This is a genomic window from Ignavibacteriales bacterium (genome assembly GCA_026390815.1).
Classification (GTDB): Bacteria; Bacteroidota; Ignavibacteria; order Ignavibacteriales; family SURF-24; genus JAPLFH01.
On sequence record JAPLFH010000043.1, the window covers coordinates 13049 to 29537 of the forward strand.

Here is a 16489-nt window from a genome sequence, read left to right on the forward strand (position 1 = left end):
AATTTGAAAAATATTAATAAATTATTTCTTTCGATTCAATTATTAAGTTTAATCTTAATAAGTAATTCCACATTTATTCATGCTCAATTCTCAGGATCCGTTAATTATTCATTGCTTTATGATAACAATCCGTTTAAACAGCAGGTTGGCAGCGAAGAGTTTGTAAATTCAGTATCTACTTATTTAAGCTATCAGCCATTTGATAAAGAATTCTATTTATTTTATTCTGCTAATCTTAATGCATTCCAAAATATTAGCGATAGATTCTACCAGTATCATTCATTAGGAACAAACTACAGTTTTGTTTTGGGTGATGGTGAAGCCGATAATATTTTTATGGGTGCTGGTTATAATTTGAAAAGAGGAACTTTGGACTATAGTATTTATGATTATAATCAGTTCACTGCTTACATTAACGGAAAAATTTCGATTGCAGAAAATATTATTGGAAGCGCCGGGTATAAGTTGACTACAAAAAATTATCCTTCACTTTATGATTTAACTCATTTCGAAAATCTATTCTTCGGACAAGTTTCAACTTTCTTTGAAACTAAAACCGGATTATTTCTGGATGTAGCTTTAGGAAATAAAAATTATTCAATGGTTGAAACTGTTGGATCTACAATGGGTGGCAAAGGAATGGGTATGGGGAAAGGTGCAGCAATGAACATTATACGGAATGAAAGTAATGTGAACATAACTCAGCTTAGATCTTCATTAAAAATTTCACAGTCGATTTTTGAAAATACTGGGATTGCCGCGTATTACCTGAACAGAACTAATTTAAATAATTCTGGGCAAAATTTGCAATCAACTGATTTTATTTACTCTGATGATCAGGATCTTTGGGATGATCCCTATGGATTCCAGAGTAACGAATATGGTGCAGAACTTACTCAGAAGCTGCCACTTGATTTTACTTTAAAAATTAATGGAAGCTACTCACGAAGGCATTTTACATCCAATCTTGCAGATACATTGAATTTGACGCAACGAATTGATGGAAAGACTGAAATGTGGTTTGGTGTTTCAAAAATTTTCAATTCTGTACCATTATTTAAATCATTAGAAATAACAGCGGAATATATGTTGATCAATAACGATTCTAATATGTCTTTATTTAATTATAAAAATAAGATGGCTCAGTTTGGATTTCAGTTGGAGTTATAGGATTTAACTTCTCATTCATATTTTTCGGTAAGTATTATTTAGTATTCAAATACATCTTTACCCAGCTAAGATCGTAGCAAAGATCATTAAGGCTGCTAATTGAAGTGTGGGTTAGAGCAAAATACTTTTCCTCAAAAATTTTTTTATAAAACTCGCTTCCATCTTTCAGCAATTCTTTTAAATTATTTTTAAGCTGCTCTACATTTTCGGAATATTCTTTTGAGTATTTTTCAAAAATCTCTTTATTAACTGCACTATCGCCACGCTGGATGATATTGAATAATCCCTGAAGATATTTAGCTGTGAAGGCGGCTTTCTCTAACAAATCAATTTTATTATTCTTAAAACTGATTTCTATAAGTCTAACCAAATCTTCTTTCTGCTTTAATTTGGAATTGGAAAACTTTTCCACTTCTCCAAAAAATTCTGTTGGGTTTGTAATTTCAGGATTTTTTATAATTCTACGTTCTACATTCATCACTCTCAGTTTTCCTCTTCGTCTCCCCAACTAAAGTTTTGCTTTCTTGATCCTATTTAATTTTTATTCCCAAACCAATGCCATCACCAACAGGAATTATGGTGGTTTTCAGATTTGGTTGATTCATAAACATCTTATTAAATTCCCGTATATGACCAGTTGAGTTTTTATAACTTGCTGGAACACGTGGTGAAGCCGTTAAACCATGCCAAAGTAAGTTATCGATAAAAATTACGCCATTCTTTCTCAACAGGATAATTGCAAAATCAAAAAGCCGCTGGTAATCTTCTTTATCAGCATCTAAAAAAATAAAATCAAATTTTTTCCCAAGCTTTGGAAGAATTGTTAGAGCATTACCTTCAATTAAATTTATCTTTTCCTCCAAACCGGACTTAGCAATATTCTCTTTTGCAAGAGTTGCGTTATCTTTGCTTAATTCAATTGTATAAACTATTCCTTTCTTCCGCAGGTTCCTTGCAATGCGTATTGATGAATATGCTATTGCCGTTCCAATTTCCAAAACCCTTTTAGGATTATGAATTTGAATTAACTGTTCCAGGAAATCTGCGGCTTGCCAATCGAGAATTGGAATTTTCTTTACCTTTGCAAAATCCTCCATTTCCAGAATTAAAGAGTTTTCTTCTTTTCTTAGATTTTCTAGATACAACTGCTGTACAGGAAATAGAATTTTGTTCACATTTTTCTCCGTTCTTATTAAAACAAACTTAACAGGAATCCTGACATTAATGAATATGGTATTGGTTAATTTAAGTTAGGAGCAATTATTTTAAAAGGACCATTTTTTTACTCAATACATTTCCATCTATTTTCAAAACATAAAAATACACGCCACTGCTCAATCCATCTCCATCAAAAACAACAACATAACTTCCTGGATGTTTCTCTTCATTTACTAATGATGTTACCTCTCTTCCCAATAAATCGTAAACCTTTAGCATAACAAAAGTCCCTCCTTGGGAGGGATTTAGGGAGGCTGGTATTTGGTAACGTATTTTAGTTGTATTGTTAAATGGATTGGGATAATTATCGCTTAAAGTGTAATCAACCGCTGGTGTGGAAGAATTTCCACCATAAACTATATCCTTGCTTCCAAATGAAAAATTAAAATATTTATTTGATGCCGGATCTTGGTAGGAATTTAAATTATCGGTGTATGTAAAGTAGAAATCTATTTTATCTCCATTGTTGTAATCGGGGAATTGAAATGAAAAAATATTGTCTCCAATAGAAATTAGATTTTCAACAATAAAAGCTGCTCCATTAACTGAGTAATGAATTTTACAATCTGAACTTGTAATTTCATTCTTTGCAAACAACTTTTTATGAACCTGGTATTTTTCACTTTCGATTTCGATTGATGGATAATAAACTTCAATCGCTTTTTCTGCTGATAATAAACCATAACCTCTGTCATTATCCGGGGAATTATAATTATCGCCGGACTGCTGCAAAATTTTTCTTACTTCAACATTTGAAAGATTGTGATTAAGTGATAATAGTAATCCTGCGATTCCACTTACGATTGGACTTGCTGATGAAGTTCCTTGTCCATAAGAATAATCATTTTTAGTATGTGCGGATGCACCATAAACGTGAACTCCCTGAGCTAAAACATCAGGTTTTATTCTTCCGTCATAAGTTGGACCTCTGCTGCTAAATGGAGCAACCTGATTTAACGTATTAACTGCACCAACTGCAATTGTATTAAATCCATCGGCTGGAGCTATAATGTAGTGCCACGATTTATCCCCTTCATTACCAGCAGAATTTACTGCAACCACTCCTCTCTGGAATGCCAGCTCCGCAGCTTTTGTAACGATAGCAGTTTTGCCATCCATATCCTTGTATGTGTAATCCGTTTGTCCAGTATCAAATTCATTATAACCTAAAGAGCTGCCGGTAATATCTACTCCTAATCCTTCCATCCATTCCAAAGCAGCGGCATAATTATCTTCTTCAACATGTTTTTCGCTTCCAATGTTTTCTGTTTTAGCAAGAAGAAAACTTGCTTTATATGCAGGTCCAATTATTTCCCCGGGTTTATATCCTCCAATTAATGATAAAACATAAGTTCCATGTCCATCTTGTCCGGGTACATCATTGGGCTCGTTGGCAGTATTATTATCATTAAAAACAAAATCGTGTTCTGCAACTATTTTAATTTCTTGCAAAGATTCTGGAGTTTTCAAATCAAAACCGGAATCGAGTAAGCCAATTAAAACACCTTCGCCATTAATTCCTTTGTCGTGAACCTGAGGAATATCTGATTGAGCATACTGAGTAATTGAAGGTCCATAATCGAGTGTGGTTGTTTTGGCAAAAATATTTTCAGATGGCAAATTTTTATTAAGTTCATCCCGATTTTTATAAACAATCGATTTTACCTTTTCAATTTTATCAACAAAATTAAGTGCTTTTATTTTTTCTATTTGATCCAGTGAAAGAAAAGCTGTTACAGCATTAAACCATTTTAGCTGGTTGCAAATTTTAATTCCAAGACTAATAATTTTCTGAACATAATCTTCTTTGATTGGCAAATCTTCGAATGTAATTAAAGCATCATCATCTAATGTTTTTTCCCTCCGCTCAATACTTTTTTTTGATAACTGGTTAATTGCATCAGAATAAACCTGGGAAGTTTTGGATAAAACTTCATTCTGCTTTATCCCTTTATCTTTGAAATAAATAAAATATTTATCCTGGGCAAGGAGAGATAAACTACATAAAATAGTTAGCACTATTATTTTGGAAAACATTTACAATCCATTATTGACACTTATAATTTAAGATTTGCTTAATTACAGTGCAACGGAATAAAATTATTTTATGACGACTTAAAAATCAATTCTTAATTCAAATCACGATCCAAAAATAAGTTGAAAACTAATCGTACAGACGGGATTACACAGGAAGGAAGATGTTAGATTAGAATCATAATGAATAATTAATCAATGGAAATTTATATTTTGAGCAGGATATTGTTTATCTTTGCACAAAAAAAACCGAGAGATCAATGACAAAATTTTATTTCTTAAGATTATCAGTTCTTTTCATTCTTATACTTAATGTTGAACAACATGCCCAAAACTGGATTAAGGTGGATTCTATTTTTAATCCTTCCGGTGTTGTACCGCTTAGTTTTTCTTCGCCGGAATTTGTGGACTTAGATTCTGACGGGGATTATGATTTATTAATTGGCAACTTTACAACCGATAAAATAGAATATTATCAGAACATAGGTGATTCTGCAAATGCCAAATTTCAACACGATACTACTTTGCTTTATTCAATTTATGCGGATGGTATGGCAGGTACAAATTCCTCTTATGCAACTGCCGTTGATATAGATGGTGATGGAGATTTGGATTTAATTACCGGCGGTTATAATGGATTGATGTTATATGAAAATATCGGAGATCAATACAAAGCAGATTGGTTATTAGTCCCAGACTTTTTTAATACGATAAATGCTGAGATTGGTTCCGATGCTAAGCCAGCATTCGGTGATGTTGATAATGATGGCGATCTGGATTTATTAATTGGTCTTGGTGAATCCTTATTTGGCGGACCGGAAGCCGGACTTGTTTTTGGTTACGAAAATACCGGAACTACAATTTCTCCGCAATATGTAAGGAATGATACGCTGGCAAAAGGTATTGGAGATATTGGCTTGAACGCCTTCCCAACTTTTGCGGATTTGAATAATGATGGAAAGTTAGATCTTTTACTTGGCAGAGATCTTTCATCGTTTGTTTATTTTACCGGAACCGGCAACAGTGCGGCTCCGTGGCAAAAGGTTACAAATATTTTTAACGTAGTTGAAGCAACTTCATATTGGAAGAATCCGTATTTGTGCGATCTTGATGGCGATGGCGATTTAGATTTAATTTATGGAAACGCTGATGGGAAATTAATTTTTTATAAAAACACAGGAACAGCTAATACCGCAAAATTACAATTGGATCCTTCGTACTTTGCAGCAATACAAATACCCGTTGGAGGTTCTACAGTTTCCTTTACGGATTTTGATAACGATGGCGACTTTGATATCCTTAGCGGAAATAAATCGGGAAAATTTTATTACTTAGAAAATTCCGGTAATAAATATCAACCACATTTTCAATTTAAGAGTGTTAGCTTTTCTACTTTAACTGGCGGAAGCTACAATAAGCCGGTATTTGTTGATATTAATACAGACGGGAACATTGATATTGTTGCCGGACAGTTAAATGGAAAAATAAATGTTTATACTAATACCAATGGAACCTTCAAACAGGATACTTCATATTTCAAAACAATAAATGTTTATGGAATGAGCGCTCCTGCTTTTGCTGATATTGACGCCGACGGTGATTTGGATTTATTGGTCGGGGCAGAATATGCTGATGATGTAAAGTTCTTTATAAACAAAGGAAATAAAAAGTATGAGTCGGATAGTACATTTATAGAAGGAATAACTTTTCACTATAGCTGTTATCCTTCCTTCGTCGATCTGGATCTTGATGGTGATTTTGATCTTGTTGTCGGTTCTGGTTTTGGTGAGGTTTATTATTATGAAAATATCGGTACAAAATTTAAACCAACCTGGAAAGAAGCAAATTCATTATTTAGCGATGTGTATATTCAGCAATTTTCTGCACCGGGATTTGCGGATTTAGATTCAGATGGTGTTCCGGAAATGATAATAGGGGAGTACAATGGAAACTTTACTTACTTCGAAAATAATTTGAAGCCAACTGCGGTAGAAAACGAACCGGAAAGAATAGATGGTTTTTTACTTTTACAAAATTATCCTAATCCATTTAATCCGAGTACAACAATCAGTTATCAAATTCCAGTTGCGGGGCATGTAACATTAAAAATATATAATGTGTTAGGTAGCGAAGTCGCAACGATAACAGATGAATTCAAACAGCCTGGAATTTATCATTCTACGTTCTCCATTCTACACTCTTCGCTCACCAGTGGTGTTTATATTTACCGATTAACAACATCAACAGGAATAAGTTTAAGCCGCAAGATGATTTTGATGAAATAATATTAAAAAAAAAGCGAACATTTGTTCGCCTTTTGCCTATTAGTGTTTTGCAATTTAAGTGTCTTGCGTTTAACCTGCCGTCGAACACAACCATCCTGTACAGTGACAGATTGAAATGTTAGTTATTTGGAGCTAAACTAATTTTAAATCTTTTTGTGAGAGATTTACCATTAAATTATATGCAAACCATCCATCACCATTTTTAAATGTTTGTGTTTTTGATCTGATGCCTTCTTTTATTATTGTAAAACCATCAGAATTAGGCATTATTGAAACAATTTTAGCATATTTGATTCTAAAACTATTTATGGAACTATAGAAATAAACGTGTTTCGTAGTAAAACCTAATATACCTGTTGAAACATATTCTTTTGAAATTGTGTTTATAGGTTTTCCCTTAAAACCACCAGCACGATAATAAAGACCACTTGCAATACGAATACTAAAGCCTTGATGACTACCAACATATTCGCGATGTTCTTTGTCTTCATAATAATTAACGTTATTCTCAATCCAAATCAACGTTTCATTATTTTGAATAATAAATGGGATTTGATTAGTCACATTACATCGCTTAGGTAATAATCCTTCCAGAACATCTCTAATTATAAGTGATTTAATTAATTTTAAATAAATGCCATTTCGATTAATTTCATTTTGTTCCAATGCAAAGTATTTTTTCAAGACAAATATATAATCTTCCTTTTTCTTATCAATTAAAGTTTCGTCAAGTGAGTTTTCAATATATAATTCAATCGCTTCAAGAATAGTTGACTTTAAAGAGTCTTCATTGAAATCATATTTCAACAATTTGTTTAGGAGATTCATTTTTAATAAATCTGGGTCAGTATTACTTTTAATTGACTCGTATCCAAAATAAATAGCTTTATTTTTCAGCATCTCTTTCAAATCGTTACTTAGAGAACCAGCATATTTTAATAATAAAAATTCTAAATCATCTCTCATTCTGAACATCCTAGAGTTTCCTTTTTCTTCATCTCTAGCATATAAATATGAATCTGTAGCATGTTTAACCTTAAATTTTTTAGCGCCAATGAAAATTATTTGATTGTCCATAAAACTCAAATTCGATAATTCATCATTTATGTGATTTTTATATCTATTTAACAGAAATAATCTTAATAATTTTATTTTTTCTGCTTCTAAATCTGATATTGAATTGTAATTTACAAGCTCATCTATTCTTATTTTTAAAGAAAGAATTATTTGTTCAAATGATTCTTTTACATTTATAAACGAATTTTCTTCGATGATTAACAAACGAGGCTCTAAACTCTCAAGAGAATTGTCGTTTTTTAGAAAAGCTAAAATTAATTGAATAATATTATTTAAACCCTCAACATGTAAGTTTTCGCATTCAGGATGTTTCTTAATTAAAAAACCAGCGGATTTATTACAGTATTTACATATACCCAATTTTACCTCAGTTCAAATTATTATATTATAAAATTACATCTGATCAAAAAATACATCATCTATTGGATTAAATGCTGAAATTTCAAAACTATTTGAACCATATTGATTATTCCTAATTTCACTATAATTCCTTTTTCAATAATTGGTGACCTTCAAAAACAGTAAGAATATCTATCGAGTTTTTCTTAACCAGATAAACTATTCGATAATTTTTATGCAATAACTCTCTGATTTTTTCAAGAGACAACTCAGGAACAACTCTGCCTTTTTCAGGATTATCTACCAATGTTTCAGTAACTGAAATTAACTTGTCAATGAACTCAATGGCTGCAATGGGATTATCTCTCGAAATGTATTCTTCAATTTCCTGTAATCGGATTAATGCTTCTATAGTCCAAAACAATTTCATTTTTCTTTTCCAACTCTTCTCTTCTTTAACTCACTTTTAATCTGTGAAGTAGAAAAGACTTCACCTTTTTCTGAATCAGACAATCCACGCGAAATTGAATCAATAAAGATTTTTGTTTGCCTCAATTCATCAAATTCAGCAGGAGAAATTAATACTCCTGCTGGTTTTCCATTTTGAGTTATTATAAGAGAATTTCTTTTGTTCTGAATTTCTTTAAGATATTTAGCCAAATTGGATTTGAATTGACCAACCGGAATTATATCATTTGCAACTAAGATGTTTGCCATTATTACGTCCTTATATTGTCTTTATTCTGGACTAAATATAAGCCCATATTAAGACAACTTCAAGTTAGCGTCAAATGTGAGACGAATAATAGATATAATTTCCTTTTTGACTTCTGGCGTTTCACATTTGACTCTACACTAGAACTTTACTCCCAAAGAAAAATATTGTACGTTCTTTAATCTTCCGAAACCTTCGTATGCATAATCGATTTTAACTTCTATTAAATCTACAATGCGGTAATTTAATCCAACACCAGCCGTTAAACCTTTTTCTGTATCGCGTTCAAACAATGAGGAATACCCTCCGCGCAGGAAAATAATTTCATTCCAGGAATACTCCATTCCAGTATTGATATATTCGGTATGATCATTTGGATGAATTGCATCCGCTGCTAAAGTAATCCTGTTGGAATTAGATTTAACAACATCCGCAGCTAACCCAACCCTGAACAATAATGGAAGATCATAAGAATCAAGCTGGATATCTGTATTAATTAAATTTCCGGAACCTGTAGAACCAACTTGTTTAACAGAAAGAATATCTCTTCCTTCTAATTTCATCTTAGTGCCAAAATTGGAAATGCTTGCTGCAATACGGAATTCATTTAGGATTGGAATTTTGTACATAGTTCCAATATCAACTGCAAATCCATTGCTGCTCATATTCCAAAGTTTTTCATTAATGTATTTAACATTTAATCCAATAGAAAATTGCTCGGTTAGTTGGCGGGCATAACATAATCCAACTGCAAGTGTACCATAATTAAAAATTTCTCCGGTACCTTCAGGCTTCTCAATAGTTCTAACTTTCATATCATCTGTTGATAAAACAGAAACGAAAGTGCCGACTGTTCCGAAGCCAGGAACATTTGATGAGAACGCAGCGAAATCATAATTAATATCTGCAATCCATCTTACGTGATTAAAAAAAGCCTGGTTGGAATTGCTAAAAGCTAAACCGCCGGGGTTCCAATATAAAGCTGATATATCATCAGCAGTTGCAGTAAAAGCGCTGCCCATTCCAATGGCACGCGGACCAACTCCAATTTTTAAAAATTGAGATGCAGTTGTTCCGGTTTTAGTTACGCTTTGAGGAAGCAACACGCCACAAAAAGATAGATATACTAAAACTGTTATTATACTTTTATAAAATTTCATTTAATAACTCCTGTAATTTCAAACCTATCTGCCCTGCATAAAGATTTACAGTTGCAGACAGGTTTGAATAATTGAATAAAGAGATTCACATTTCTTTACTTAATAAGAGCAAACTTTATTATTTTCTCTCCAATGTTTGGCGCATCTATATGAGCAATATAAAGCCCGTAGGATACGCTAAATCCATCTCTGTTTAACAAATTCCAATATTCTCTACCATTTATTACACCAGAATCGTGAATTATTTCTTTAACCGGATCGCCGGATAAAGTATAAATCCTGATTGTACATTGAGAAGGTAAATTCTCGAAATATATTCTGCGTTCACCACGCGATTGACCTGAAAGTTTATTTGCAGGTTCAAGTGCGTTATAACCTACATATGGATTTGGAACAACATATATATTATCTAAATTAGAAGAAGCGAGCGAATTGTCTAATGCTCCTTTATTGGTCGTCAAATAAAAAGTATCCTGTTCTGTAAATGGTCTCTTAGTAGCTATAAACAGAATATCACCATCACCGGGATAAACAGTATCTGTAGCAGTTGCCGGAGGATAATTAATTTTTAATCCCCAGGTAAGAATGTCATTGCTATTTGCTCCGGTCAATCCTGGTTTATAAAAAATTATTTCTTCGCCGGGAGACCAGGCAGAATCTCTTGTTACATTATTTTCTCTTAGAAATGTATGGATTATCTGTGGTACTCCGGTAGTAACATCGTGTACAGAATATTTTACCGGAATTAATATTTTGGGTTTTCCGGGAGGCGTAGTATAAGCTGAATCAATATTTGATGATGAAAACTGTATTTCATAATCAGCCGGGTAAGCCATTTTTATAGCAACAGTTCCAACTGAAGATAACGCTACAGAAAACGGCATATTGGAATTTCCTTTTAGCCATTTAGATTTGTCCGGATCATATTCAATTTTAGTTTGATCTGTTACTTTAATATTTATTCCGTCAAATACCGGGTTATTATCTTCATAGCTCATTAGTGTGCTGGAAGAAACAGGAAGGTATCTGAATTGAATTATATATTTCATTGCGGAATTATCCGGTATGCTGCTTCCGTATGATCTTCTTATTTTACCACTGTTAAGATCAATTACAAAATCAGTTGTATCCGTTGCATTTGTTCTTGAGTATTCTTTCCCGTTTTCATCTTTCAATTTAAGATAAGCATCAGCAAGAATATTTTTTAATCCAACATCTACAAATTTATAATTAAAGAAATTAATTTCTTTAGAATAAAGTTTTGAATCAAAAACCGAAAAATTCTTTTTAGCTTTTTTAATTCCGTTAATTTCAAGAGTGTCATTAAAAAATAGTTTATACTCATTATTATCAACCAATAAATCATTAAAGATTGAGAAATCAACTATTCCGTTACCGCTTCCGTTCTTATGAAGTACAACTGAATTATTTATAACAGGAGCAATATACCCGCTTGCTCTTGGACCGGGAATAACCAAAGCTGTATTTTTATCTAAAATACTTTTTGATGTTATTGGATCTACACTTATTTTTTTTGTGGTTTCAGTTGGTGGAAAATTTAAAGAATCTCCATGATCATACGCCACCAAAGCATAGTAATAAGTTTGCCCGTTAATTACGTTATTGGAATCAATATAAGAATGGACTAACCCAGTATTATCTCCAAGATAGTAATGAATTCCACGACCTTTGTAAGAAACCGGATGATAACCATTCCATACATTCACCAGATCCCATTTGCATTCAACTCCAGCATAAGTTTTAAGAGGTTCTGATAAAAATGGAGTTGCTTTTCCGTCTGAAATTGTTTGAATATCTGAAAAGCTCGGGTCTGTACTTCTGTAGAGAACATAACCTTCAAAATCTTTTCCGGTAATTGGATCAACACTTCCTTCTGCTATATCATCCCAGTAAAGCGTAACTTTTTTATCGCCTGGAATTGCATTGAGAGTAGGAAGATCAGGTGGTTTTGAAAAGTTATAATTTCTATCGTAGATGTTTTGTACCGTGGATGCTGTTGTAAGCAAATCATCTATATCATCACCTAAGATAAGCGCCATAGAAATTCTTTTTGATTCTCCTTGTTTAAGTGAAATGTAACCTGAACCAAAAACAAAAGTAATATCTGAACCTTCTGGTAAAACTTCATCAAAGCTGCCGGGTTTACATTTTTCCCACATCAAAGAGTCATTACTAACATAATAACCTTCTCTTGGGTTACGTGGATTGCCGGTTTTTTTGCCCCAGGGCCAGGTACTAAAACTTGTTAAACCAATCTGGTCTGCTTCATCAAGATCAGTATATTCAAAATTTGGTTCACCTGGATGCAATGGATCAAGAGCTCCGCTCGATAATAATTTTCCTGCTGTTGGAATACCATCTCTTTCACCTTCATCACCCGTGTTCGAAATGCCATCAACACCAACATCATCAGTTTCAGGATTCCAGTCATTATCATCATCAATTCCATTAAACTGGCTTTCATCAATCATACCGTCGCCGTCATTGTCTATTCCATCATTTGGATTTCCAGGACTTTCGAGAAATTTGCAGGCAAGTATTCCATCCGGTAATCCGCCTTCCCCAATACTATTTCCGTCATCTTTTAAATAAACCATGCTGCGTGCTGAAAGAGGAATTTTAGGATCATCTAAATTAGGAGGAATAAAAAATCCAACATCATCTGCATTATCTTTTTGACCTCCAATATCGGGATCTCCATAAACACCAAAAAAGACACTATCTAAATCTTTATTGCTAACATTTGTTATTGTGTAAACAAAAAATACTGCATTCTCTGCAAGGGAATTACTCCATTGTAATGCTCTGCCATCAACCTGAACTCCGATACCCATTTTTTTCAAATCATCATTGTAAGGATAATAATGAAATTCACGATTATCACGGTCATCCATAGACCAAAAAACTTCCAGATCGGAGTTATTAGCATCTTGTTTTAAATAACCGGGCCATACATATTTTCCTAAAGTTGAGTTATACCATTCGCGCGGCCAGCTATCCGGTTTTCCATCTCTGTCAGTATCAAAATCAGGATTGTGTGCCATATTTTCTTGATTAGGATCTGCGTATCCCGGCAGCGGTTGGAATTGCCAGAGTGTATCTTCAGTGGGATTTATTTCAATAAAATCATCATTTGGTCTGGCGGAATGAGGATAATCGTCCAGAGCATCAGAAATAATATGAAGCCTTTTATTAGGATTAGCAGCATCGGGAACGGAAGCGCCAACTATAGGCACAAATTGAAAAATATATGGCAAACCTTTCCAAACAACATTTCCTAAAATCCTGTTTGGTTCTATTGAATAACCGCCACCTATTCCTCCAAAATTAGTAACTTCTACCAAAATTTTATTTCCGTTCATAATATAATTTTTTCTGTCCTTCATCCCGGTAGTCTTTAAAAGCTTACCTCCATTTCCATCTTTTACTGCTGATGATGTTACATTAAGATAATTCTTTGCTTGTGCCCTTTCATTTATCTTTCGCTGAATATAATCTTTAACAGCCTGATGTTCTTCGGCAGTTTTTAGATCAAGCAATTGAGCAAAGCTAAAACTGCTGAATAGAATGAAAAAAATTATCAGAAAATTATTTACATATTTTATTTTCATTTAATATCTCCGTTTGTAAACTTTCAAAACTCTAAAGTCAGACCCATTCTTACTTCCCTTGTAGGTAAATAAAAATCAGGTCTCACAAAATATTCACTGGAAGGTTTAATTAATGGATTAAGACTTGCGTAGTAATCCGCAGCTTGAGTAGTTCCAAGTTCTTTTTCAAGAGTATAGTTAGCTCGTCCGGTATTATCATACACAACATTTTCGTTTAGAGTATCGAAAAGATTAAATACTTTAAAGAAGAAAGTAAAACTAAGGTCAAAAATATTTAGTGTTTTATCAACAAGTAAATCAACAGTTGCTTGTGAAGGTTTGCGTGCGCTATTTGTTTTTAAATATATCTGTTCAAATAGTAGCTGAGGTGTATAAGGCAAACCAGAACCAATTCTTCCAACCAAAGTTGCATTCCAAGTTTCACCACCGAAATTAATAGTTGCATTTAATGTATGTGGTTGATCCCAATCTAAATAATACGGTAATTTTTCACTCTGTCTTCCGGAAGCAAGATCTAGAAATGCAGCTGCTGCTCTTGTATCGCTTCCTTCGGTTGATTGAAAAGTGTAATCGAGAGCTGCACCAAAAAGCTCATCGGGGTTTCTTCTTTTTCTTAAAGAAAATGTAACACCTTTTATATTTGCATAATCTTTATTTACATACATATAATATGCTTTAGTAGCACTTGATTGGATTTTTTGAAGTGCAAGCAAATCCCTTACATCTTTAACATAACCGGTAATATCAAATGAAAGATTATCCATTAACTGCTGCTGCAATCCAATTTCATATGTAATTGTTTTTTCAGGATTCAAATTAGCATTCCCAAAAGTTGGTGTTCCGGATACCGGATATTTGAAATCAGGATTAGTATACAAATATGTAAACGGAGGAATCTGGAAAAAATGACCATAAGAAAAATGAATAATTCCTTTATCTGTAATTGGGAAGGAAAATCCAATTCTGGGGCTTACCTGATATTTAACTGCAGCTTTTTTTAATAAAGCAAATTTATCAACATTATCAGGAATTGTTTGATCATTGGGAGATGGATATTGTGTACTTGTAGAATATCTTGAATCGGAATCAAAATAATCTAACCTTAATCCCACATTCAATATCAGGTTATCAAATTCCATTTTATCCTGAAGATAGCCGGATATTTCAGTTGGTTTTTTTACGTACTTATCGTGTAAAATATTATCAACTGCAGGAATGTAAGAAGCAGTTCCATTTTTAAGTATTTGAAAACTTTCGTAATCAAGAATATGATGTTTAAACTCAGCACCAAATTTAATTTCGTGATTCAAATTAATCTGGCTTGTAAGATCTAATTTTCCGTTGACTGTTTTTGTCTTTTGGTAGAAATGCTGGTTTAATGTACCGCCCGAAGGAAAAGTATTTTGGGCAACATATTGAAGACTGCTTCCATATCTTGGATCAGCCACAAGTCCAGTCACATCCATTCCTGCGGAGTAGTCTACTTCATTTCCAGATGCATCCAGTAACGGGTAAAGATATCTTTTATAATCATTAATATTGTATGAACCTTTAAGAGAATAGAAAGTTGAATTGTTTAAAACGTGCCGGAATTCAAGTGAATTAAATAAACCGGAATTGTACCGATGATAATTTGCATCGGGGTTATATTTCAGATCATGATTATAAGTTTGATATTTTGAATCTGAGATAAGAAAATCATAATTAATTTTAATAGTAGAAATCGGCTTGAAAGTAATTTTTCCGTTTCCGCTCCAATCTTTACTTGGATTCATAGAAACGGTTTTGCCATCGCCTGTAGCAAGAATACTTATACTATCAGAACTTAAATATTGAATATAATCACTGGGTTCATGTTGTCTGATTCCATATAAATATCCTTTGTCATTGTTTAATCTTCCGGAAAAGAAAAAAGTAACATAATTTTCAAGCAAAGGAATCGGTCCGCCAAGAGTAAATTCAGCAACATAATTATTAATAGGATCGATGGCGTCTATATTATAAAAAATATTTTTGTGCGTGCTTAAGTAATCGCCGGTATAAAATGAAAAACTACCGGAATAATTTTTAGATCCTTCTTTAGTAATTGAATTTACTATTCCACTTAATGCATTTCCATATTCCGCATTAAATGTACCGCTGACTACAGATAATTCCTGGATGGCATTTGTTGCAATCTCTACAGATTTTGAATTATCAAAAGGATTTATAATTGAAACGCCGTTTACATTATACGACACCTCGCTTGAGCGTCCACCTTTAATGTGAATCTCTCCACCAGCACCTTTAATAATGCCAGCTTGCAAAGTTAATAGTTGATCAACGCTTTCCACAGGTAATGTTGTAATTTGATTTGCATCTATAGAAACCTGTGATGAAGTTAAATCCTTTCTTACCATCGGTGTGCTTGCAATTATCATTACTGTTTCTACACTAATAGCTTCAGAGGATAATTGAATATCAAGCTTAGTTGTAAAATCAGCAGCCACCTGTACCTTCTGAATACTTTTTTTCTGAAAACCTATACCTGAAACAGTTATGGTATAAGTTCCTGGTGATATGTTGTTTATCATATAATTACCATCTATATCCGAAGCTGCTCCCAGGGTAGTACCTTCCAGAATAATATTTATTCCTAATAAAGGTTCACCTGTTTCAGATTCAGTAACTTTACCGGAAATTTTACCGGTGTTACCAGCGTATGAGTAGCTTAGAAAAAGGAAGGTAAAAATAAAGATCAGTGAAAGTAACCTTTTAATCATTATTACCTCAATCTGACGTATGTTTATTAAAACCGTTAACTGGAGATTTAATTGTGCTATTTAATTTAAAAGCCGGAAAAATTCCCGGCTTTTAATT

The 16489-nt window shown here is 33.1% G+C and carries 11 protein-coding genes; 2 read left to right on the forward strand and 9 right to left on the reverse strand.

Features of this window, described 5'->3' with window-relative positions; translation table 11 throughout:
- Positions 1-3 precede the first annotated feature (3 nt).
- A complete protein-coding gene (locus NTX22_13405; GenBank protein ID MCX6151522.1) occupies positions 4-1170 on the forward strand; it encodes a hypothetical protein in 1167 nt (388 codons plus the stop codon).
- A gap of 34 nt (positions 1171-1204) precedes the next feature.
- On the opposite strand, the gene NTX22_13410 is transcribed toward NTX22_13405, so the two are convergent.
- The 3 genes from NTX22_13410 to NTX22_13420 all read right to left on the reverse strand — a co-directional run bounded on the left by NTX22_13410 (position 1205) and on the right by NTX22_13420 (position 4425).
- Complete coding sequence (locus NTX22_13410) at positions 1205-1648, reverse strand: hypothetical protein (GenBank protein ID MCX6151523.1); 444 nt, start codon at positions 1646-1648, stop codon at positions 1205-1207.
- A gap of 52 nt (positions 1649-1700) precedes the next feature.
- A complete protein-coding gene (locus NTX22_13415; protein ID MCX6151524.1) occupies positions 1701-2345 on the reverse strand; it encodes an O-methyltransferase in 645 nt (214 codons plus the stop codon).
- A gap of 85 nt (positions 2346-2430) precedes the next feature.
- Positions 2431-4425 carry a S8 family serine peptidase gene (locus NTX22_13420; GenBank protein ID MCX6151525.1) on the reverse strand — a complete coding sequence of 665 codons (1995 nt, stop codon included), beginning with the start codon at positions 4423-4425 and terminating at the stop codon, positions 2431-2433.
- Positions 4426-4682: 257 nt separating this feature from the next.
- Between NTX22_13420 and NTX22_13425 the strand changes: the two genes are divergently transcribed.
- A complete protein-coding gene (locus tag NTX22_13425; GenBank protein ID MCX6151526.1) occupies positions 4683-6707 on the forward strand; it encodes an FG-GAP-like repeat-containing protein in 2025 nt (674 codons plus the stop codon).
- Between the two features lie 132 nt (positions 6708-6839).
- Here the strand turns inward: NTX22_13425 and NTX22_13430 are convergent, their stop codons facing one another.
- The 6 genes from NTX22_13430 to NTX22_13455 all read right to left on the reverse strand — a co-directional run bounded on the left by NTX22_13430 (position 6840) and on the right by NTX22_13455 (position 16392).
- Positions 6840-8144 carry a hypothetical protein gene (locus NTX22_13430; protein ID MCX6151527.1) on the reverse strand — a complete coding sequence of 435 codons (1305 nt, stop codon included), beginning with the start codon at positions 8142-8144 and terminating at the stop codon, positions 6840-6842.
- Positions 8145-8265: 121 nt separating this feature from the next.
- Complete coding sequence (locus tag NTX22_13435) at positions 8266-8553, reverse strand: type II toxin-antitoxin system RelE/ParE family toxin (GenBank protein MCX6151528.1); 288 nt, start codon at positions 8551-8553, stop codon at positions 8266-8268.
- Entirely contained in the window at positions 8550-8840 is a 291-nt protein-coding gene (locus NTX22_13440; GenBank protein MCX6151529.1) for a type II toxin-antitoxin system Phd/YefM family antitoxin, read from the reverse strand. The genes NTX22_13435 and NTX22_13440 overlap by 4 nt, the downstream gene beginning before the upstream one ends.
- A 138-nt stretch (positions 8841-8978) precedes the next feature.
- Positions 8979-9998, reverse strand: a complete 1020-nt coding sequence (locus tag NTX22_13445; GenBank protein ID MCX6151530.1) for a PorV/PorQ family protein — start codon at positions 9996-9998, stop codon at positions 8979-8981.
- A 95-nt stretch (positions 9999-10093) separates the two neighbouring features.
- Positions 10094-13630 carry a hypothetical protein gene (locus tag NTX22_13450; protein ID MCX6151531.1) on the reverse strand — a complete coding sequence of 1179 codons (3537 nt, stop codon included), beginning with the start codon at positions 13628-13630 and terminating at the stop codon, positions 10094-10096.
- A gap of 23 nt (positions 13631-13653) precedes the next feature.
- Positions 13654-16392, reverse strand: coding sequence for a TonB-dependent receptor (locus tag NTX22_13455; GenBank protein MCX6151532.1), 2739 nt, complete (start codon positions 16390-16392; stop codon positions 13654-13656).
- Positions 16393-16489 lie beyond the last annotated feature (97 nt).

Coding starts and splice junctions, on each gene's coding strand:
- NTX22_13410 (MCX6151523.1), bottom strand. CDS start 1,648: ATGAATGTAGAACGTAGAATTATAAAAAATCCTGAAATTACAAACCCA.
- NTX22_13420 (MCX6151525.1), bottom strand. CDS start 4,425: ATGTTTTCCAAAATAATAGTGCTAACTATTTTATGTAGTTTATCTCTC.
- NTX22_13425 (MCX6151526.1), top strand. CDS start 4,683: ATGACAAAATTTTATTTCTTAAGATTATCAGTTCTTTTCATTCTTATA.
- NTX22_13435 (MCX6151528.1), bottom strand. CDS start 8,553: ATGAAATTGTTTTGGACTATAGAAGCATTAATCCGATTACAGGAAATT.
- NTX22_13440 (MCX6151529.1), bottom strand. CDS start 8,840: ATGGCAAACATCTTAGTTGCAAATGATATAATTCCGGTTGGTCAATTC.
- NTX22_13445 (MCX6151530.1), bottom strand. CDS start 9,998: ATGAAATTTTATAAAAGTATAATAACAGTTTTAGTATATCTATCTTTT.
- NTX22_13450 (MCX6151531.1), bottom strand. CDS start 13,630: ATGAAAATAAAATATGTAAATAATTTTCTGATAATTTTTTTCATTCTA.
- NTX22_13455 (MCX6151532.1), bottom strand. CDS start 16,392: ATGATTAAAAGGTTACTTTCACTGATCTTTATTTTTACCTTCCTTTTT.